Below are 19,807 nucleotides of genomic sequence, written 5' to 3' on the forward strand. Positions count from 1 at the left end.
CGGGAGCATAGATAACTATGTGACCGGGGTGAACGCGCGTAGCCAACGCCGCGACGGTCGAAAAGACGACGAGGATTAGCGAGTGCGTGGGCAAACCTCGCCTTCAGCAAAGAAGAACGCGATTTCGCGTGCAGCGGATTCTACAGAGTCGGAACCGTGGGTGCCGTTCTCGGTGAAGCTGTCAGCGTAGTCAGCGCGCAGGGTACCCGCCAGGGCGTTTGCCGGGTTGGTGGCGCCCAGCAGGTCACGGTGACGCTGAACGGCGTTTTCGCCTTCCAGGACGGAAACCACGATCGGGCCGGAGGTCATGAACTCAACCAGACCGTCGAAGAACGGGCGACCTTCGTGTTCAGCATAGAAACCACGAGCCTGCTCTACGGTCAGGTGCAGCATTTTGGTGCCGACGATTTTGAACCCTGCAGCTTCAAAGCGGGAAAAGATGCTGCCAATAACGTTTTTTGCCACCGCGTTTGGTTTGATGATGGAAAAAGTACGTTCAATAGCCATGATTACCTCTAATTAAATGTTCTGTTGTTGCGCATACGATCGTATGGCCTGGCGCGCATTATAATGAGCATCCCCGCCCCTGCCTACGGCTGAAGGTAACATTTTGTTAAAATAAGATGAGTATTGAAAACACAAACCGCCAACAACAAATTTACCCTGGTTATTGCAGGGTAAAACGCGCGGCCGCCGTTTGTCCTGCCTCATCCATCACCACCAGCTGCCACTCACCGGGCTTATCCAGAGTTAGCGTGGTTCTCGCGCCGGCGGCATCTATCGGCTGGCCGTTGATAAACCACCAGCGCCGCCCTTCACCACCGCTGGTTTGCAGGGGCAACATCACCCGCGCCTCCCCCGGCAGACGTTTAATCACCGCCCCCTCGCGAATCCCGGAGAGCACCAGCGGCGCGGCATCCTGAGTTTGCAACGGCGGGCATGCCTTCGATGCCGGCCCCAGACGCGCGGAGCGACGTTCCCCCGGCGGTAGCCAGGGATCCAGCGGCAGCGGCCAGACCTCCACCACACTTTCGCGCGCCCCGGGACAATCCGCCGCCACCCGTTCGCCGTGTTCATTGCGCCACACCGGGAAGCGGATCCCGCGCACGCCCTCCTGCCCCGGCAACAGCAGGGTCGGCGGCTGGCTGTCTTCCAGCAGCCAGCTGGCCAGGCGACGACGGCAGTTGCTGTCGCCCGCCGGCAGCGCCTGGCCGCCGGGCCAGCAGAGCGTCCCGCGGCTGACCGTTGCCGGTCGCGGATCGACCGGCAGGCCGCCGCGGCTCATCGCCGGGCGGGCGAGCAGCAGATTATTGACCTGATTGAGCAACGGCACCGCGCTGGCGAAGCCAAACTGCCCCACCACCGGCGTACCGTCCGGACGCCCGGTCCAGATGCCAATCAGATAACGCGCATTGAGGCCCACCGCCCACGCATCGCGATACCCGTAGCTGGTGCCGGTCTTCCAGGCCAGCGGCACTACTTGTGGGAGTGAGGCATCGGGAACCGGCTGCGCTTCGCCGGCCAGGATGCGCCGGACGATCCACGCCGCCCCCGGGGATATCAGCGCCCTTTCCACCAGCGGGTCTCCGGGCGTCATGCGCAGCCGCGCCGCCTTCCCGTGGCGGGCAAAGGCGCTGTACGCCGCGACGATATCTTCCAGCCTCGCCCCGGCGCCGCCGAGGATCAACGACAGATTCGGCTCGGCGCCGGCGGGCAGCATCAGGGGCAACCCGGCATTGCGCAAATTCGCCGCGAAACGTTTGGGCCCGTAGGCTTCGAGCACCTGGACCGCCGGCAGATTCAGGGAGCGCACCAGCGCGTCGCTGGCGCTCACCGGGCCGTGAAAGCCGCTGTCAAAGTTACCGGGGCGATAATCGCTAAAGCGCCGCGGCACATCCTGCAATAACGACGCCGGATGGATCAGCCCTTCATCCATCGCCAGCGCATAAATAAAGGGTTTCAGCACCGACCCAGGCGAACGGACCGCCGACGCCATATCAATGTGGCCAAAGCGACTGTCGTCCGTAATATCCGCCGACCCCACCCAGCCGCGGACTTTCATATCCGTGTGGTCGACGACAACCATCGCCAGCGAACTGCGCGGCGGCAGGCGCGACTTCCAGTTCAGCGCCAGATCCTCGAGCTGCCGCTGCAGTCCGGCATCGAGGGTCGTCACCACTTTTTCCTCACGACTGGTCGCCAGCGTCCGGCGGGCGAAGAGCGGCGCCAGCTGCGGCATCTGCCGCGGAAACAGCCACACCGGCTCCTCCATCGCCTCCTTTACCGCCAGCCTCGGCCAGACGCCCTGGCTGACCATGCGCGCAAGGACTTTATCCCGCGCCGCCTGGGCCCGCTGCGGCCAGCGGTCCGGACGTAAACGGCTGGGCGCCTGGGGCAGCACCGCCAGCAGCGCCGCCTCGCCGTAGCTGAGCTGCGCGGGCGGCTTGCCGAGATAAGCCCAACTGGCCGCGCCGATCCCCTGCAGGGTGCCGCCAAAGGGCGCACGATTCAGATACAGGGTCAGGATTTCGCTCTTTGACAGATGCCACTCCAGCTGCAGCGCCCGCCACAGCTGGCGCAGCTTGCCGCCGAAAGTGCGGGGGTGGGGATCGAGCAGGCGCGCCACCTGCATGGTGAGGGTACTGCCGCCGGAAATGACCCGCCCGGAGGTGAGATCCTGCCAGGCGGCGCGCACTACAGCGAAGGGATTGACCCCCGGATGGCGCCAGAACCAGCGGTCCTCATACTGAATAAGCGCCTGCAGATAGCGCGGCGACACGTCGGCGAGAGTCACCGGATAACGCCAGACGCCCTGCGCGTCGGCAAACCGCCACAGGGGGGTCCCGTCCTCCGCCACGACCACCCGGGCAGGCGTGACGTCATGCAGCGGCAGCGGCCACAGGCGATCGGCGGTCAGAACCGCCAGCCACAGCAGAAAAATAAACGCCGCCAGCCAGCGCCAGCGGCGTTTTACCCGATGCACTACGCGCATTTACGGCGTCACGATGAGCGGACCGCTGGCGGTCCCGGTCGCCCGCCACCGCGGCACATACATCGATTCCACCTGCGGCTGCGGGACCTGGTAGGTGCCCGGCGTGACCGCCCGCGCCAGGTAGACCAGCGTCACCGGCTGACCTTCATTGACCGCGACAGCGGCGACGAAGCGGTCGTCGCGGAACTCGATATGCTGAATATCGGCCTGCTGCATCTGGTTAAGAAGGTTTTGCACCGCTTCGCCATTCTCCTGCAGGCTGGCGCTACTGTTGGCCAGATTCTGGTTTTCCAGCTCGAGACCCGCCGGCAGCAGGTCAACCACCAGCGCGTCAGGCACGTTGCGTCTGGCGGTCACCTCCAGCTTGACCAGCACCAGTTCGCCGCTGCGCAGCGACGACAGCGACTTCTGCCGACCCTGGGTATCGAAAACGGCGCGTTCAATCCCCAGGACGTTGCCGCCCGGCTGCGGCGCGCTTTGCGGATAGCCGCTGCTGTCCAGACGCAGCCACAGCGGTTGACTGCCGGTATTGCTCACCTGCAACGTCGCCAGCCGATCGCCGTCGAGGTTACGGGTTTGCGCTTTATCGCCAGCGAGCGGCTCGGCCTGCAGCGAGGTTTGCGCCTGCCAGTCGCCCGGCAGGTCGGCCAGCGTGCGCCCGGCAAGGAACAGAGCGTTGGTTTCCTGGGTCGACAGCCAGCGCTGGCCGTAGGCCTCTTCCGACAGCGTGCTCAACAGCGTGTTTTGCGCCTCCGGCAGCAGCTTGTTCTCTTCCAGCAGCGCCAGCTTCAGCGCGTCATCGCGAAGCGAGCTGCCGTAATCGCCCAGCCAGCGATTCTCATCATGGCGCGGCGTGGCAACCGCCAGCTTCATGGCCTCATCGCCGCGCGGCGCATCGCCCATGGTTTTCAGCGCAATGCCGAGCTGCAGCAGCGGCAGGCCGGATCGCGCCTGGTCGTGACGGCTCCAGATTTCACGCAATGCGCCGAGCGGGGCTTTTTGCTGACGCGCCAGCACCAGTGCGGCATAGGCCTGAGCGGCAAAGCGGCTGGCCTGGGCGTCGTCGCTGTAGCGCACGGTCATCAGCCCCGGCTCCTGAAGATAGCGCAGCAGGCGTTCGTTACCTTTATTAATGGCGTTGACCGGTACGCTATAGCCCTGCTCGCCCGCGCGAACAAGGAAATCCATGGCGTAAGCCGTCAGCCAGTACTCTTCCGGCCCCTCTTTATCCCATAGCGCAAAGCCGCCGTTTTCCAGTTGCATCTGCAGCAGGCGCGAGATCCCGACATCGATTGCCGCGCGACGTTTTTCGTCGCTGTCCCCGCTGATGCCCAGCGCTTTTAGCTGCGCCGCGCTGGTATACAGGGACGGGAACAGGCCGCTGGCGGTCTGCTCAAGGCAGCCGTAAGGATAGGCTTTCAGGTCGCGGATATAGCGCGCGAGATTCAGCGGCGGCTTGCCGCTGAGCAGCAGCTGGCCCTGCAGCGTCTGCGGGGCGAAACCTGCCGATTGCGCCGCCGGCGCCTGCCAGCTTTCGCCGGGCTGCAGCACGGCGCCGCTGTTAACGGTCTGCGCCGGGAACGCCGGACGAACGCCGATTTTCCACTGCTTCTGCAGCGGGGCGAAGGTTTCCCCCGGCAGGCTCAGGCCGCTGATAGTGGCGCTCACCTGGCCATCGCCAAAGCCCGGCAGCGCGCTCACCGGCACAAACAGCGTGCTGCGCGCCCCCGGCGCCAGCTGCACCGACGGCAGTTGACCCTCGGTCAAGGTCACCAGTCCGCTGGCGGCAAGGTGTACCTGCAGAGTTTGCGGTTTATCGGTCAGGTTACTGAGATCCAGCGCCAGACGGGTGGTGTCGCCGCTGGCGAGGAAGCGCGGGGTATTCAGCTCGGCGATGACCGGGGCGGCCACCACCACTTTATCTTCGCTGCTGCCGAAGTCATCCGCCGTCCAGGCCTGAGCCATCACCCGCAGCTCGCCGTTAAAATCACCGATCGGCAGCGTCACCGTCCCTTCGCCCTGATCGTTCAGCACCACCGGCTGCGCCTGCTGGGCGATGATGGTCACATGGTTAACCGGCGGTTTACCGCCACGTTTTAACTCGTCGCCATCGCCGCCGAAGCGCAGACTGGCCACACGCCCCTGCCCTTCAATCACCTGCCCGTAAATATCATAAATATCCGCCCCATAACGTTTCTGGCCGAAGAAGGCGTTCCACGGATCCGGGGTGGCGTAATCGGTAATATTCAGCACCCCGCTATCGACAGCCGAGAGCAGAACGTTAACCTGCTTCGGCGCCTCTCCCTCTTTGACGCTGGCTTTCACTTTCACCGTCAGCGGCTGGTTGGGGCGCATTTTATCCGGGGCCTCCAGCGCCAGCGTCAGGCGACGGTTTTCATCGCCCAGCGGCAGATGCAGCAGGCCCACCGCGCGTTTCGGCGTCGCCGAGCGGGATTTATCGCCGGGGCGAACCACCAGCGTGCTGAGGTAGAGGTCGTGGCGATTCCAGGCGTTATCCACCGGGATCGACAGGTCCATCCCCTCGGCGGGTACGTCAATCTCCTGCCACCACAGCGGCCCTTCGCTGGATTCCACCATCGCGTAGCCTTTACCCGCCGCCGGGGCGGCGATGTGCAGCCTGATGGTGTCGCCCGGCTTATAGCTCGGTTTATCCAGCTTCATGGTGACCCGGTCCGGGCGCGCTGCGCCGGTGCCTTCGCTGTTATCCTGCCAGCTGTAGCCCGCCCAGAAGCGCACGCTGCTGACGACATCGTCCGGTCCTTTCACCTCCAGGCGATAGGAGCCCCACTCAACCGGAAAGCTCACTTTACCGATCTGGCCGGCCTGCAGATCCAGCGACTCCTCGCCCTCCTGCAGATCTTTTTGATCGAACTGCGACTGCCAGCCTTCGCTATCGGACCAGCTCCAGTAATAATCCCGGCGCTCGCGGATCAGTCGCACCTGCAGGCCGGAAACGGCTTTTTTCTCGCCTTTGGCGTCGGCATAGACGATATCGAACGCGGCGTTGCTGTTTTCATCCACCACCGGCTGCTTCACCGTGGTGTCGGTGCGGTAGTCGTAAACGTCCTTCAGGGTAAATTGCGGGCGGATCCCCGGCAGCGCCTCGGCAGGCCAGATCGGCTGCTTAACCGTACGGGTGACCGGACGCCCACCGGACTCCAGCAGGCTCGCCTGCAACACCACCTGCAGCGGCGAATGGCTATCCTGCCACTGGCTGGAGGTGGTCACTTCGCCATGGCCTTTTTCATCCAGCGTCAGCTGGACTTCATCAAGGCTGCGGGAGAGATTTTCTTCTGCGATATCGCCGAACTCAAAGCCCGGCAGCGCGGCGACGGCGTCGCGCAGCGGGCGCAGGAACAGTTTGCCCTGCAGCGGGTTGCCGCTGGCCGGCGCGCCGTAGAGATAAGCGCCGCTGACGTCAAAGGCGACATCGGCATTCGGCGCGACAGGCGCCGCCTGCGGCGTCAGCTTCAGCGCCATGCGTTCCGGCATAAAGTCTTCGACGTGGAAATCCCACTCGCGGGGCTGGTTGTCGCCGGTGCTGGCACGAATGTGCCACATTCCGGTGGCCGCGCCGCTGTCGAGCGGATAAGTAAACTGGTACAGGCCGTTAACCGGTTTGCTCATCACCGAGCGGATCACCTGGCCATCCGGCTGGACCACCTCCAGCTTCACCGGCTGTTCCGCCAGCGGCTTGCCGTCGCTATCGCGCAGCAGCGCATTGAGGATCACCGTTTCGCCCGGACGATAGAGATCCCGTGGGCCAAACATAAAGAACTGTTTGCTGAAGCCAGGCGCGCCGGCAATGGAGAACTCCGCCAGATCCAGCGCCGGCAGTTTGAGGTCGAGCAGCGTGGTCTGTCCCTCTTTGCGCGCCAGCAGCAGCGCGGCTTCTTTATCGGTTTGCAGGGTGACGTGGCCCTGGCTATCGCTTTTCGCCTGCGCCAGGGTCTGCCCTTTGGCGTTGAGCAGCTGGACATCGATACCAGACTGGGCGGCGCCGTTTTCCAGGCTCTGGGTAAAGACGTCCAGCCGGTTGTGGTAGCGATGCGCCGACACGCCGATGTCGCTAAGGGTAAACAGCGTCGCCGCGTTGCTGTAGCTATAATGACCCGCCGGGTTCATGACCGCCACGTAGACGCCAGGCTGCTGGAGCGGCTTGATGTCGCTCAGCGGCAGCAGCAGCTTTTCGCGGGTATTGCGCGCCGGATTGAGGTCAAAGCGGCCGCTGTATACCAGATCGGCCATCTTCAGCAGCTCGTCGGATTCCCAGTTGCTTAATGAATTGCGGTATTCCCACTGGCTGACGAAGGCCGAGAGCGATTCCGGCTTAATGCGGAAGAAGTTCACGTCGACGTTATCGACGTTCAGCGCCATCACCGGCAGCCCGGCGATCACGTTGCCCGGCAGCAGCGAGCCGCGGCTGGCAAATCCGACGCTTGGCGCGATATCGCGGGTAGTCAGGGTCTTCTCGAACGGTTTATCGAGCGTCGCCTTGTTCAGGGCGGTCAGCGTCGGGTCGACCGAGACAATCAGCTCGCGCTTTGGCTCAAGGTGACGCAGACGCAGCTCTTTCAGGTTCGGCGCCAGCTCCCACGCGCCATCTACCTTACCGCTCTTCTTATCCACCAGGTGCACGCTGCGGGAGAAATCCTGGTCCGGCTGCAGCGGTACGGAAAAGGTCAGCACCAGGGTCGCGGCGCCATCCAGCTGCACCTCCGAGGCGTCGAGCAGCGTCAGCGCTTTGCCCTGGCTTTTTTCCGCCAGCGCCGCCAGCTGGGCGCTGTCCGGTTTTGCCGCCGCGCCAGGGCCGCTATCGGCGGCCGGCGTCGGGGCCGTAGCCTGCGGTGTACCGCTGTCATCACACCCGGTTAATGAAAATGCGGTAAGGAGCGCCAGTGACAGCGCCGCTAAACGAAATGGTTTCATCCTTCTAACCCCTCGGCCGGTGGGCCTGATGCAAATTATCACTTTTTATTATGCGTTAAGGCGGCGCTTCTCAACAGTGATGACGCGGGTTTCTGCCGATTAATCAGAAAAGTGCCGTGACGTCGTCCCCACTCTGGCGTCCTTAACTTGTCAGCACCCGATAAAACGCCGACAATTCAGTCATGAATAGTCAAACGGAGGCACCTATGTCCACCTCGTTTTTTGTCGCCGCCGACTGGCTGGCGGAACATATTGATGACCCGGAGATCCAGATTATCGACGCCCGCATGGCGCCCGCCGGGCAGGAGGCCCTGCGCGATATGGCCGCGGAGTACCGCGCCGGCCACGTGCCGAACGCGCTGTTTTTCGATATCGAGGCGCTGTCCGCTCACACCAGCCCGCTGCCGCATATGATGCCGCGCGCCGAGGCGTTTGCCGTGGCCATGCGCGAACTGGGCGTCTGCAGCGATAAGCACCTGGTCGTCTATGACGAAGGCAATCTGTTTTCCGCCCCGCGCGCCTGGTGGATGCTGCGCGCCTTTGGCGTGGAGAAAGTGTCGATTCTGGCCGGTGGGCTGGAGGGCTGGCGTCGCGACGAGCTGCCGCTGGAACAAGGGGTGCCGGAGGTGGCCGAAGGAGAATTCGACGTGCGATTCGATCCTCAGCAAATTAAGCGCCTGACCGACGTGCTGCTGGTCAGCCATGAAGGATCGGCGCAGATTGTCGATGCGCGTCCGGCAGCCCGGTTTAACGGCCAGGCTGACGAACCGCGCCCGGGCCTGCGGCGCGGGCATATCCCCGGCGCGCTGAACGTCCCGTGGACAGAGCTGGTGATTAACGGCGAGCTGAAGACCGTCGACGAGCTGAACGACATCTTTTTGCGTCAGGGCGTCGATTTTGATCGGCCCATTATCGCCAGCTGCGGATCCGGCGTGACGGCGGCGGTGGTCGTGCTGGCGCTCACCACGCTTGGCGTAAACGGCGTCTGTATGTACGACGGCTCATGGAGCGAATGGGGGGCGCGCAGCGATCTGCCGATTGAACCGGCTCCTGCCGCTCAGTAAACGCCGCATGGCCGCGGACGTCCCGTCCCGCGGCCACTAAATAATTTCTGATTTTCTCCGCTTCATTCTCCTGCCAGTCGCTAAACCAGCTACTCTGTGCTGCCGCAGGGCTTGCGCCTGCCGTGTTGGCTTTACTGCCGCCCACTATATAAGGAAATTGAATGATGGCTTTTTCATTAGCGGATCTCATGGATGTCGTACACAAGCACAACCGCAATCCCACCCCGAAACCGATGCCTGTAGACGAAGTGGATCGCCTGCGCGTCCGGAAATACCGTGATCCGCAAAATAGCGAAACCGTGGCGCTTCCGGAGAGTCTGAAAGCGCTGCTGGCCTACGATTGCCAGCTGACAAGCCCCTACGGTCAACGGGTGCTGGAATCGGTTCTGAACGCCATTGATGAACATGGCGTCCTGCTTTCCGACTCACTGGATGAAGAGGCTTATTATATGAATGGCCTTGATATGATCGGGCTGGATTTTGAAGAGCTAATGCCCGTCTGGAACGACGATCCGCGTCTTCCTGCCCTGATTCGCCTCTGCCATCCCGGGGATCAGCAGGTATTTATCTATGTCACCGAGCGTGATGAACAGGGTGAATATCCTGTCGTCCGTTTCGAGGGTAAAGAGAATGAGCTTTGGCTGGCAGAATCGTCGCTGATTGAATATTTGCAGGGGATTTTTACCGGTGGAAAGGAGAGCCACGACGAATGGCAGCATCAACAAGCCCTCAACGAGTCACGCGATGGCGCCTTGCTGGAGCTGGAATATATTCATGAGGATCTTTACGCCAGGCTCGAAGGTTGTCCTGACTAATTCACCATCTCCCACCGATAGCGCGATTAACGCGCGCCGTCGGGGCCAGCGCCAGGATTGAGCGTTTAATCTATAACCTGATGGCACCACAAGGAGTGAAAATGGCATTAGTCTCCAACCCACATTCTGCTTATTCCCCGCGCCTTCCCTGGCTGGGAGGCATAGCTGGCCTTCTGGTCGGCGGCGCAATCCTCTATTTTTGGCAGCAATGGAACCGGACATGGTTAAGCCTGGTTCCTGCGCCCGTTTCCGTTTATACCCGCTTTCTCGGCGTCACTTTGGAAGACGTCCCGCTGATCACCTATGGTCATCAGGCGCTGCTGGGTTTTCTGATGGTGCTGCTCGCGCCCGGTTACGGTAAATCGACGCTTGCCGCATGGATGATGCACAACCCGGCGTCAAGCCGCCGCTGGCCCGGCGAGGTACTCCGTGCCTGGGCAATGAAATTTGGCCTGCTGGTCATGGTCTTTTGCAATCTGTTCTTTTTGTCCCGGGTCGGATCCGGAACCCTGGCGTTTTATATTTTTATTCTCCAGCACGTCAGCGTTGCCGCGGCGGTGGCATCAGGGGTGCTGCTGCTGCGTGACGCCCGACGTCTGGCCCGCACGTTCGACGCTCAGCTGGCGGATCTGCGCCTTCTGATGCTCCTCACCCTCGGGTTCCAGACGATTTTGCCGGCGCAGATCGCGCTGATGAGCGCCCGGGGCGTGAATACACCGCTGGGCTGGTATATCGTCATTGCGCAGATGGCGGGGGTGTTACTGGCGTTTATGCTGCTCGCCGGGCTGGTAGCAGCGCTACGCTATCTGCTGGGAGAGGAAAGGTGCAGGGCCTGGCGCGGGGATATGGCGCTCTTCAACGGCGTCGTCACGCTGTGCGTGACGGGATTTCTGCTCTATAACATGGCGTCAGCCTATCCGCGGATCGTTGCCGCCCTGCATTAACCTTTGCAACTCCGCTTTTGCATCGAGCTGAAAGCATACCGAAACCGGGGGCAGCCGCCCCCGCTGTCAGATAATGCGGTTTTGTTTGAAATCGCGCAGGAAGCTGCCCCAGCGCTTTTCATAGAACGGCGTGATATGGGCAATCATAAAGTGGCTGATGCCCTTCTCGCCTTCCACCACCTGGCAAATATCGATCGGCTCATCGCCGGGCAGGGTATCGGTGGCCACGCTGCCGGTGGTCTGAATGATGGACTCGATATCCCCTTCCGCTTCAATGCCGATCAGCAGATTAGCGGGCGCGTCGGCGTGCTCTTTGATCGAGCACAGGAACGCCCGCTTGACGGTTTTCAGCGTTTTGAACAGCGTGGTCAGCGAATCCACCATCTGCGCCGGCGGCTCGGCGACTTCAGACAGCAGCAGCGCTTCCCCCCCTTCCAGCACCGTCTGGGTACTGAGCGGGCTGCCCTCTTCCCCGAGCAGATGGCTGATTTCGCGCGGGGTGAACGCTTTACCGTTCGGCAGCTTCGGGTTGAGGAACAGCGATTCACCGAGAGTCATCGCCATCAGCGTGCGGGCCGGCATCATCACGAAAGCCTGTTCGTCTTCCACCGCCTGCTGCAGGGCCTCAAGCGAAGTGAAGAACGGAATGACCGACGTGCCGTCATCTTTTTCCCAGTGCTGCAGATCCAGCGCGCTATCTTCGACAATCTGCTCGCCATCGGCTGCGCTGCCTGGTACCCAGACGGTGGCCTCAAGCAGCGCGCTGAAAAATGCCGGACGATGAGCGGGTTCGGTAGCCGCTTTTTCCAGCAGGGTTTCTAATTCGTTTTTGGTTTCGGACATAGTTTGGCTACTTCAAAAATCGCCCGGCGGCGCTACGTCCGCACGGGCCTGCGGATTTTCCAGGCCGGGTAGGCGTCGCGCCACCCGGCAAGGCCATTACTCAGCCGTCAGCAGATTGGCGATAGTACGTACGCCAAGCCCCGTCGCGCCCGCCGACCACTGCTCAACGGCAGATTTGCGGTAGGTTGCCGAACAGTCGATATGCAGCCAGCCCTGGTGGTAGTTTTCCACGAAGTGGGACAGGAAGCCCGCCGCGGTGCTGGCGCCGGCCGGATAGGCGGCGCTGCCGGTATTGTTCAGTTCCGCGAAATTAGACGGCAGCTGATGACGGTGGAATTCGGCCAGCGGCAGACGCCAGAACGCTTCATTTTCCGCCTGAGCGCTCGCCAGCAGGCGATTCGCCAGCGCATCGTCAAAGCTGAACAGCGCGTGGTAGTCGTTGCCGAGCGCGGTTTTCGCCGCGCCGGTCAGGGTGGCGGCATCGATGATCAGCTCCGGCTTCTGCGCCGAAGCGTCAATCAGGCCATCCGCCAGCACCAGACGACCTTCGGCGTCGGTGTTCATGACTTCGACGGTTTTGCCGTTGCGATAATGAATAATATCGCCCAGTTTGAAAGCGTTACCGCTGATCAGGTTGTCGGCGCAGCACAGATAGAGCTTCACGCGCTTGTTCAGCCCGCGGGTAATAGCGAAGGCCAGGGCGCCGGTGATAGTCGCCGCGCCGCCCATATCGGATTTCATTGAATCCATAAAGGCGCTCTGTTTGATGCTGTAGCCGCCGGAATCAAAGGTGATGCCTTTACCTACCAGACAGGCATATACCGGGGCTTCTTTATCGCCGGTCGGGTTATAGTCCAGCGCCAGCAAAACCGGCGGGCGCTCGGAGCCGCGGCCCACCGTGTGCAGGCCGAGATAGCCCTGCTCACGCAGATCTTCGCCTTTGGTGATGCGATAGCTCATCTTCTCGCCCGCCACGCTGCACAGCAGGTCGACGGCGCGCTGCGCCAGCTGTTCCGGGCCCAGCTCTTCCGCCGGCGCATTGATGGTGTCGCGCACCCAGTCAATAATGGTCAGACGGTTATCCAGCTCGCTTTTCTGCGCATCGTCCAGCGTCGGCCATTCAACTTTACGGGTGCCTTTCGGGCCTTTATAACCCGCCCAGAACGCCCACGCGCGGTCGGTGTTCCAGCCTTCGCCGCTTAACGCGACATGCTTGATCCCCATGCCGTCAATTTTACGCGCCGCGCGCTGAATCAAGCCCAGGTCGTCTTTGCCGTTGAGATGCAGGGCGATGCCGTCATGATTAATGCTGTAAGACGCCTTTTCTCCCCAGCGCGCATCGGCTGGCTGAGTGGAAAGCGTAATCTTCATGGCTTCGGTCATTATCATTATCCTTCTTAGCAAACGGGCCACCGTATGGCAGCCCGTAACGTTCTCTCGCTCAATGATTCATCCGACTTTATACCGCCGCATAAATCATGATGCGAAAATTATTCGGCTTCGTCTAACCAGACTAACAGAATCGCCTCGAGAATTTTTTCATTGGATGCGTTCGGGTCATCATCAAACTCTTCCAGATCGCAAATCCACTGATGCATGTCGGTAAAGCGAACGGTTTTTGGGTCGAGGTCAGGGTAAGCGTCATACAGCGCTTCGCCGATTTCACGACTGTCGGTCCATTTCAGTGCCATATTAGTGCTCGCGTGCGTGGTTGATGGTGTAACGCGGGATCTCAACGACCAGATCTTCGTCGGTGACGCGCGCCTGGCAGCTCAGGCGGCTGTCAGGCTCCAGTCCCCAGGCTTTATCCAGCATATCGTCTTCATCTTCGGTACTTTCCGCCAGCGAGTCAAAGCCTTCACGCACGATGCAGTGGCAGGTGGTGCAGGCACAGGATTTTTCGCAGGCGTGTTCAATCTCGATGCCGCTACGCAGCGCCGCATCCAGAATAGTTTCACCGGTCTCAGCTTCCACAACGATGCCATCCGGACACAGGTCCTGGTGGGGCAGAAATACAATTTTTGGCATTTTAAACCTCGTCCACGGATTGGCCTTTCAGCGCGATACGGACCGACTGATCCATACGGCGGGCGGCGAATTCCTGGGTTTGTGTGTCGATATTTTTAATCGCTTCTTTAATGGCGTCGGCGTCGTCGCCTGCCGCGGCGGCGCGTACCTGCTCCGCAGCGGCATCGATAGCCTGACGCTCCGCGGCGCTTAACAGCGCGGCGTCGGCGGCCAGCGCGCTTGTCAGGCTCTCCAGGACGCGTGCGGCTTCCACTTTCTGTTCAGCCAGCATGCGCGCCTGAATATCCTGTTCGGCGTAGCTCATCGAATCTTTAATCATGGTGGCGATTTCGCCATCGGTCAGACCGTAAGACGGTTTCACCTGAATAGAGGCTTCCACGCCGGTCGACTTTTCCATCGCCGTGACGCTCAGCAGGCCATCGGCGTCCACCTGGAAGGTGACGCGAATATGCGCCCCGCCCGCCGGCAGCGCCGGGATACCGCGTAGCGCAAAGCGCGCCAGGGAGCGGCAATCCTGCACCAGCTCACGCTCGCCCTGCATCACATGAATGGACATCGCCGTTTGGCCATCTTTGAAGGTGGTGAACTCCTGGGCGCGGGCCACCGGAATGGTGGTATTACGCGGGATCACTTTCTCCACCAGGCCGCCCATGGTTTCCAGCCCTAACGACAGCGGGATAACGTCGAGCAGCAACAGTTCGCTGTCCGGCTTGTTGCCGACCAGAATATCGGCCTGGATCGCCGCGCCAATGGCGACGACTTTGTCAGGGTCGATGGAGGTCAGCGGGGTGCGACCGAAGAAGTCGCCGACGCGCTCGCGCACCAGCGGCACGCGGGTGGAACCGCCGACCATCACCACTTCCAGCACCTCTTGCGCCTCAACGCCAGCGTCTTTCAGCGCCCGGCGGCAGGCCATTAACGTGCGTTTTACCAGCGGGGCGATCAGATCGTTAAACTGGCTGCGAGTAATATCGCCCTGCCAGCCGCCGACCTCAACGTGCGCCACCTCGGCATCGCTAAGGGCGATTTTCGCCGCGATGGCGGCATCCAGCAGCTCACGCTGCAGGCGGTTGTCGCTACGGTCGCTAAAGCCCGCCTGCTCGCGCAGGTAGTCCGCCAGCAGATGATCGAAATCATCGCCGCCGAGGGCCGAGTCGCCGCCGGTGGCCAGCACTTCAAACACCCCGCGGCTTAAGCGCAGAATGGAAATATCAAAGGTGCCGCCGCCGAGATCGTAGACCGCAATCACCCCTTCCTGGCCGGAATCAAGGCCATAGGCGATAGCAGCCGCGGTCGGTTCATTAAGCAGGCGCAGCACGTGCAGACCCGCCAGGCGCGCCGCGTCTTTGGTCCCCTGACGCTGGGCGTCATCAAAGTAAGCGGGGACGGTGATGACCACGCCGTCGAGCTCGCCGGCCAGCGCTTCAGTGGCCCGGGCGGCCAGCGCTTTCAGGATATCGGCGGAGACGCGAATCGGGTTCAGCAGGCCGCCGGCGGTCTGGATCATCGGCAGGCCGTTTTCACTGGCCTGCAGCTGATACGGCAGATGCGGATAGCGGTGTTGGATATCGGCGAGGGAGCGCCCCATCATCCGTTTCACGGAGCTGATGGTATTGGCGGGATCCTGGGCGGCGTTCAGCCGGGCGTCATAGCCGACGGTCAGCCCCGATGCGTGGTAATTCACCACCGACGGCAGCAGATAGCGGCCTTGATGATCGGGCAGAGTCTCGGCCTGGCCGCTACGCACGGTAGCCACCAGAGAATTGGTGGTGCCCAGGTCGATACCGGCCGCCAGACGACGCTGGTGCGGCGCGGCGCTCAGGCCGGGCTCACTAATTTGTAATAAGGCCATAATTGCTTCCGAAAATTAAAAATCGAGCAGTTTTTCTTCGAGTTCTTCAGCACTGCTGCGCAGTTTATCGAGGAAACGGAGCTTACGAACCGTGTCCGCCGCCGCCTCCCAGCTCTCATTATGCAATTGGTCAACCATCAGCTGATGGCGGGTATCAAACAGCGCTTTCACTCGTTTGATAAAGCCTTCCAGCCGCGCTTCGTCTTTCGCCTGGCCGATCTCATCCAGCTCTTCGCGCAGTTCCAGCTGTTCCATCAGGAACGCGGTATCGCGAACGGTATGCTGCTCGCTGGCCAGATCGAAGCCATGCAGCGAGAGGAGGTATTCTGCGCGGGTCAGGGGATGGCGCAGCGTCTGCCAGGCCTGGTTAATGGTGGCGGAATACTGAACCGCCGCAAGCTGTTCCGCAGCGGGCGCGCTGGCAAATTTATCCGGATGGTACTGGCGCTGCAGATCCTGATACCGGACAGCCAGTTGTTCAAGCGAGAGGGTATAGCTGGCTGGTAACCCGAAGAGGGTGAAATAGTCCATAGTAACCTCAGGGTCATGCATCTAAACGAAAACCCCACGCGCGGCGTGACCGCGGTGGGGTTGGGGAGTACCGATTATACGTTAAAGCTTTCGCCGCAGCCGCACTCATCTTTGACGTTAGGGTTAGTGAACTTGAACCCTTCGTTAAGGCCTTCTTTGACGAAGTCCAGCTGCGTGCCGTCGAGGAATTGCAGACTTTTGCCGTCGATCACGACCTTCACGCCTTTGTCTTCAAACACGGTGTCTTCAGCCGCCGGCTCGTCAACAAACTCCAGTACATAGGCCATACCTGAGCAGCCGGAGGTTCTCACGCCCAGGCGCAGGCCAAACCCTTTTCCGCGGTTTGCCAGGAAGGCATTGACTCGCGCTGCTGCACTGTCGCTAAGAGTAATCGACATAACAAAACCTCAACTAATTATTTTGCTTCACGTTTGCTTTTGTAATCCGCAATCGCGGCTTTAATCGCGTCTTCCGCCAGAATAGAGCAGTGAATTTTCACCGGCGGCAGCTCCAGTTCATCGGCGATATCGGTGTTCTTGATCGCCTGCGCTTCGTCCAGGGATTTACCCTTCACCCACTCGGTGACCAGAGAACTGGAAGCGATAGCGGAACCGCAGCCGTAGGTCTTGAAGCGCGCGTCTTCAATGATACCTTCATTGTTGACTTTAATCTGCAACTTCATCACGTCGCCGCAGGCCGGCGCGCCGACCATGCCGCTGCCGACGTTCTCGTCGCTGTTGTCAAAAGAGCCGACGTTGCGCGGGTTCTCGTAATGATCGATAACTTTTTCGCTGTAAGCCATGATGAATTCTCCTTATTGGTGCCGAATTAGTGATGTGACCATTCAATACTGTTCAGATCCACGCCCTGTTTGAACATTTCCCACAGTGGAGAAAGCTCGCGCAGACGGCCAATGGATTTACGAATCAGGTTGATGGCGTAGTCAATCTCTTCTTCGGTAGTGAAACGACCTAAAGAGAAACGAATAGAACTGTGCGCCAGTTCATCAGTCATGCCTAACGCGCGCAGCACGTAGGATGGCTCAAGGCTCGCGGAAGTACAGGCTGAACCGGAGGAAACCGCCAGGTCTTTCAGCGCCATAATCAGCGACTCGCCTTCAACATAGTTGAAGCTGACGTTAAGAATGTTCGGCGCGCCCTGCTCGAGGTCGCCGTTGAGGTACACTTCTTCCATATCCTTCACGCCGTTCCACAGACGGTTGCGCAGCGTGCGCAGACGCGCCATCTCGCTTTCCATCTCTTCTTTGGCGATACGGTAAGCTTCACCCATGCCGACGATCTGGTGAACAGGCAGAGTACCGGAACGCATACCGCGCTCGTGGCCGCCGCCGTGGATTTGCGCTTCGATACGAATACGCGGCTTACGACGCACGTACAGCGCGCCGATGCCTTTCGGACCGTAGATTTTGTGACCGGAGAAGGACATCAGGTCAACTTTCAGCTGGCTCAGATCGATAGGCAGCTTGCCCACGCTCTGGGTGGCGTCTACGTGGTAAATGATACCGCGGGCGCGACACATCTCGCCGATGGTAGCGATATCCTGCACCACGCCGATTTCGTTATTCACATGCATGATGGAAACCAGGATGGTGTCGTCACGCATCGCCGCTTCCAGCTCTTTCAGATCGATAATCCCATTGCTCTGCGGCGCCAGGTAGGTCACTTCGAAGCCTTCGCGCTCCAGCTGACGGCAGGTATCCAGAACCGCTTTATGCTCGGTTTTGCTGGTGATGATGTGCTTGCCTTTTTTCTGATAAAAGTTGGCTGCACCCTTGATCGCCAGGTTGTCGGATTCAGTCGCACCAGAGGTAAAGACAATTTCGCGCGGGTCGGCACCGACCAGCTCGGCAATCTGATTGCGGGCGATATCAACCGCCTCTTCAGCCTGCCAGCCAAAACGGTGGGAACGGGAGGCCGGGTTACCAAAGGTCCCGTCCATGGTCAGGAACTGCATCATTTTCTCGGCAACACGCGGGTCCACCGGCGTGGTTGCGGAGTAATCGAGGTAAATCGGTAATTTCATTGCTCTTAAACTCCGTACATCACTCAATGCAAGGAATCAGGCAACCGGCTTGATGTACGACCGAGTACACGGAATGTCGGAGCATCCCGGCCTGATTCTGAAAGCTCTTTATAATCGTTGTCCCGCCGTTTCGCGCTGCCTCGCCCTGTCAGCCGCAGCCCGAAACGGGACGGGTCACTCAGGCGCGCAGTTTAACGTCGATCGCGTCCTGGGTGCGCGCATTGCGCTGGGTTTCGTGCTGATGCTGACGACCGGAAACATCGAGGATCTCCTGGTTATTCACCAGTTCCCCGAGGGTGATATTGTTCAGGAAGCCGGTCAGGCGTTCGCTCAGATCGCGCCACAGCGCGTGAGTCAGGCATTTATCGCCGCCCTGACAGCCACCCTTGCCCTGGCAACGGGTGGCGTCAACGGATTCGTCCACGGCGCTAATGACTTCGCCGACGGCGATACTGCCGGCATCTTTACCTAACAGATAACCGCCGCCTGGGCCACGAACGCTGGATACCAGGCCATTTTTACGCAGGCGAGAGAACAGCTGTTCCAGATAGGAAAGCGAAATTCCCTGACGCTCTGAAATATCTGCCAACGGCACCGGGCCCGTTTCAGAGTTGAGCGCAACGTCAAGCATCGCGGTCACGGCATAACGCCCTTTAGATGTCAGTCTCATGTCTTACTTAACCTCAAACTCGCCCCTGGCCGGGCTTTTTATTAATATGGGTATTGCATAGCAGGGCCAAGTCTGACATTCCCGAGTAATTTGGTCAACTATTTACTTGACTGTTTTAGTCAGGTATTTGGCTTTCCGTGCCGTTTTCCTTCCGCGTTGCCGGGCGCCCTCACCCCGGCCCTCTCCCACCAGGAGATAGCAAGGGCCGCGTGATTTGCATGCCGGATAAGCGCAGCGCCATCCGGCATCAACGCGGTTACTTGCCTTTATTCTGCTGGTCAATCGAGGCCAGCATGCCGCGCAGGATGTTCAGCTCCTGGCTTTCCGGGCGCGCACGAGTGAACAGACGACGCAGTTTGTTCATCACCTGCCCCGGATGATTCGGGCGGATAAAGCCCGTCGCCAGCAGCGTCTGCTCAAGATGACCGTAGAAACGCTCCAGGTCATCCACCAGCGGGTACGGCGCTTCTTCGTGCTCAACCGCTGGCTGCGCTTGCTCCTGCGCCGCCAGCCAGGCCATCCGCACTTCGTAGGCGATAACCTGCACCGCCATCGCCAGGTTCAGCGAGCTGTACTCCGGGTTGGCGGCGATGGCCACATGGTAGTGACACTTCTGCAGTTCGTCGTTGGTCAGGCCAACGCGCTCGCGGCCAAACACCAGCGCCACCGGCGCATGCTGGCCTTCGGCGATGCTTTTCAGGCCGCATTCGCGGGGATCGAGCATCGGCCACGGCAGCGTGCGGGAGCGCGCGCTGGTGCCAACCACCAGGCTACAGCCCGCCAGCGCTTCATCAAGGGTATCGACGATCTGCGCGTTGCCAATGACGTCGCTGGCGCCCGCGGCCAGCGCAATGGCCTGGGAATCAGGTTTCACCAGCGGATTGACCAGCCACAGGTTGGTTAAGCCCATGGTTTTCATCGCGCGGGCAACGGAGCCCATATTGCCGGTGTGGGAGGTTTCTACCAGTACGATTCGAATATTTTGCAGCATTATGGTTCTTCGGCTAAAGATTATTCGGGCATGCTACCATAAAACGGAGACATAAGCAGAATTCGCTGTTATTATATGCGCCGT

General features: G+C 60.6%; 17 protein-coding genes. 3 read left to right on the forward strand and 14 right to left on the reverse strand.

Going from position 1 to position 19,807, the window contains the following annotated elements; all coding sequences use genetic code 11:
• Window positions 1-75: 75 nt before the first annotated feature.
• From ndk to L2I46_RS11710, 3 genes are all read right to left on the reverse strand, one after another.
• Entirely contained in the window at window positions 76-507 is a 432-nt protein-coding gene (gene ndk / locus L2I46_RS11700) for a nucleoside-diphosphate kinase (protein WP_004144312.1), read from the reverse strand.
• A gap of 160 nt (window positions 508-667) precedes the next feature.
• Window positions 668-2,992, reverse strand: coding sequence for a peptidoglycan glycosyltransferase PbpC (gene pbpC, locus L2I46_RS11705; protein ID WP_236947881.1), 2,325 nt, complete (start codon window positions 2,990-2,992; stop codon window positions 668-670).
• Window positions 2,993-7,942 (reverse strand): alpha-2-macroglobulin family protein, encoded by a 4,950-nt coding sequence (locus L2I46_RS11710; RefSeq protein ID WP_236947882.1) that lies wholly within the window; start codon window positions 7,940-7,942, stop codon window positions 2,993-2,995.
• Window positions 7,943-8,148: 206 nt separating this feature from the next.
• On the opposite strand from L2I46_RS11710, the gene sseA reads away from it, so the two are divergent.
• The 3 genes from sseA (at window position 8,149) to L2I46_RS11725 (ending at window position 10,765) form a co-directional block, all read left to right on the forward strand.
• Window positions 8,149-9,006, forward strand: a complete 858-nt coding sequence (gene sseA, locus L2I46_RS11715) for a 3-mercaptopyruvate sulfurtransferase (protein ID WP_236947883.1) — start codon at window positions 8,149-8,151, stop codon at window positions 9,004-9,006.
• Window positions 9,007-9,170: 164 nt separating this feature from the next.
• A complete protein-coding gene (locus L2I46_RS11720) occupies window positions 9,171-9,821 on the forward strand; it encodes a DUF5066 family protein (RefSeq protein ID WP_023290639.1) in 651 nt (216 codons plus the stop codon).
• Between the two features lie 101 nt (window positions 9,822-9,922).
• Complete coding sequence (locus tag L2I46_RS11725; protein WP_110212101.1) at window positions 9,923-10,765, forward strand: hypothetical protein; 843 nt, start codon at window positions 9,923-9,925, stop codon at window positions 10,763-10,765.
• Window positions 10,766-10,831: 66 nt separating this feature from the next.
• On the opposite strand, the gene sseB is transcribed toward L2I46_RS11725, so the two are convergent.
• From sseB to trmJ, 11 genes are all read right to left on the reverse strand, one after another.
• Window positions 10,832-11,608 carry an enhanced serine sensitivity protein SseB gene (gene sseB, locus L2I46_RS11730; protein WP_032453723.1) on the reverse strand — a complete coding sequence of 259 codons (777 nt, stop codon included), beginning with the start codon at window positions 11,606-11,608 and terminating at the stop codon, window positions 10,832-10,834.
• 96 nt (window positions 11,609-11,704) lie between these two features.
• Complete coding sequence (gene pepB, locus L2I46_RS11735; RefSeq protein WP_023290642.1) at window positions 11,705-12,991, reverse strand: aminopeptidase PepB; 1,287 nt, start codon at window positions 12,989-12,991, stop codon at window positions 11,705-11,707.
• Window positions 12,992-13,098: 107 nt separating this feature from the next.
• Window positions 13,099-13,299 carry a Fe-S cluster assembly protein IscX gene (gene iscX, locus L2I46_RS11740; RefSeq protein WP_002913954.1) on the reverse strand — a complete coding sequence of 67 codons (201 nt, stop codon included), beginning with the start codon at window positions 13,297-13,299 and terminating at the stop codon, window positions 13,099-13,101.
• Window position 13,300: 1 nt separating this feature from the next.
• Entirely contained in the window at window positions 13,301-13,636 is a 336-nt protein-coding gene (gene fdx / locus L2I46_RS11745) for an ISC system 2Fe-2S type ferredoxin (protein ID WP_004201872.1), read from the reverse strand.
• A 1-nt stretch (window position 13,637) separates the two neighbouring features.
• Window positions 13,638-15,488: a Fe-S protein assembly chaperone HscA gene (hscA, locus tag L2I46_RS11750; RefSeq protein ID WP_023290643.1), complete on the reverse strand. Its 1,851-nt coding sequence runs from the start codon at window positions 15,486-15,488 to the stop codon at window positions 13,638-13,640.
• A 15-nt stretch (window positions 15,489-15,503) separates the two neighbouring features.
• Window positions 15,504-16,019 carry a co-chaperone HscB gene (hscB, locus tag L2I46_RS11755; RefSeq protein WP_023290644.1) on the reverse strand — a complete coding sequence of 172 codons (516 nt, stop codon included), beginning with the start codon at window positions 16,017-16,019 and terminating at the stop codon, window positions 15,504-15,506.
• Between the two features lie 74 nt (window positions 16,020-16,093).
• Window positions 16,094-16,417: an iron-sulfur cluster assembly protein IscA gene (gene iscA / locus L2I46_RS11760; RefSeq protein WP_002913979.1), complete on the reverse strand. Its 324-nt coding sequence runs from the start codon at window positions 16,415-16,417 to the stop codon at window positions 16,094-16,096.
• A gap of 17 nt (window positions 16,418-16,434) precedes the next feature.
• Window positions 16,435-16,821 (reverse strand): Fe-S cluster assembly scaffold IscU, encoded by a 387-nt coding sequence (gene iscU / locus L2I46_RS11765; protein WP_002913991.1) that lies wholly within the window; start codon window positions 16,819-16,821, stop codon window positions 16,435-16,437.
• 26 nt (window positions 16,822-16,847) lie between these two features.
• Window positions 16,848-18,062 (reverse strand): cysteine desulfurase, encoded by a 1,215-nt coding sequence (gene iscS / locus L2I46_RS11770; RefSeq protein ID WP_017900428.1) that lies wholly within the window; start codon window positions 18,060-18,062, stop codon window positions 16,848-16,850.
• 178 nt (window positions 18,063-18,240) lie between these two features.
• On the reverse strand, window positions 18,241-18,732 hold the full coding sequence (gene iscR / locus L2I46_RS11775) for a Fe-S cluster assembly transcriptional regulator IscR (RefSeq protein ID WP_002913993.1): 492 nt from the start codon (window positions 18,730-18,732) through the stop codon (window positions 18,241-18,243).
• A gap of 256 nt (window positions 18,733-18,988) precedes the next feature.
• Window positions 18,989-19,723 (reverse strand): tRNA (cytosine(32)/uridine(32)-2'-O)-methyltransferase TrmJ, encoded by a 735-nt coding sequence (gene trmJ / locus L2I46_RS11780; protein ID WP_023290645.1) that lies wholly within the window; start codon window positions 19,721-19,723, stop codon window positions 18,989-18,991.
• Between the last annotated feature and the right edge of the window lie 84 nt (window positions 19,724-19,807).

The organism is Klebsiella sp. 2019SCSN059 (assembly GCF_021739525.1).
Lineage (GTDB): Bacteria > Pseudomonadota > Gammaproteobacteria > Enterobacterales > Enterobacteriaceae > Klebsiella > Klebsiella quasipneumoniae.

Bases quoted from the DNA above. Each gene is read 5' to 3' on its own strand.
- ndk (WP_004144312.1), bottom strand. From the start codon at position 507: ATGGCTATTGAACGTACTTTTTCCATCATCAAACCAAACGCGGTGGCA.
- pbpC (WP_236947881.1), bottom strand. From the start codon at position 2,992: ATGCGCGTAGTGCATCGGGTAAAACGCCGCTGGCGCTGGCTGGCGGCG.
- L2I46_RS11710 (WP_236947882.1), bottom strand. From the start codon at position 7,942: ATGAAACCATTTCGTTTAGCGGCGCTGTCACTGGCGCTCCTTACCGCA.
- sseA (WP_236947883.1), top strand. From the start codon at position 8,149: ATGTCCACCTCGTTTTTTGTCGCCGCCGACTGGCTGGCGGAACATATT.
- L2I46_RS11720 (WP_023290639.1), top strand. From the start codon at position 9,171: ATGGCTTTTTCATTAGCGGATCTCATGGATGTCGTACACAAGCACAAC.
- L2I46_RS11725 (WP_110212101.1), top strand. From the start codon at position 9,923: ATGGCATTAGTCTCCAACCCACATTCTGCTTATTCCCCGCGCCTTCCC.
- sseB (WP_032453723.1), bottom strand. From the start codon at position 11,608: ATGTCCGAAACCAAAAACGAATTAGAAACCCTGCTGGAAAAAGCGGCT.
- pepB (WP_023290642.1), bottom strand. From the start codon at position 12,991: ATGACCGAAGCCATGAAGATTACGCTTTCCACTCAGCCAGCCGATGCG.
- iscX (WP_002913954.1), bottom strand. From the start codon at position 13,299: ATGGCACTGAAATGGACCGACAGTCGTGAAATCGGCGAAGCGCTGTAT.
- fdx (WP_004201872.1), bottom strand. From the start codon at position 13,636: ATGCCAAAAATTGTATTTCTGCCCCACCAGGACCTGTGTCCGGATGGC.
- hscA (WP_023290643.1), bottom strand. From the start codon at position 15,488: ATGGCCTTATTACAAATTAGTGAGCCCGGCCTGAGCGCCGCGCCGCAC.
- hscB (WP_023290644.1), bottom strand. From the start codon at position 16,019: ATGGACTATTTCACCCTCTTCGGGTTACCAGCCAGCTATACCCTCTCG.
- iscA (WP_002913979.1), bottom strand. From the start codon at position 16,417: ATGTCGATTACTCTTAGCGACAGTGCAGCAGCGCGAGTCAATGCCTTC.
- iscU (WP_002913991.1), bottom strand. From the start codon at position 16,821: ATGGCTTACAGCGAAAAAGTTATCGATCATTACGAGAACCCGCGCAAC.
- iscS (WP_017900428.1), bottom strand. From the start codon at position 18,062: ATGAAATTACCGATTTACCTCGATTACTCCGCAACCACGCCGGTGGAC.
- iscR (WP_002913993.1), bottom strand. From the start codon at position 18,732: ATGAGACTGACATCTAAAGGGCGTTATGCCGTGACCGCGATGCTTGAC.
- trmJ (WP_023290645.1), bottom strand. From the start codon at position 19,723: ATGCTGCAAAATATTCGAATCGTACTGGTAGAAACCTCCCACACCGGC.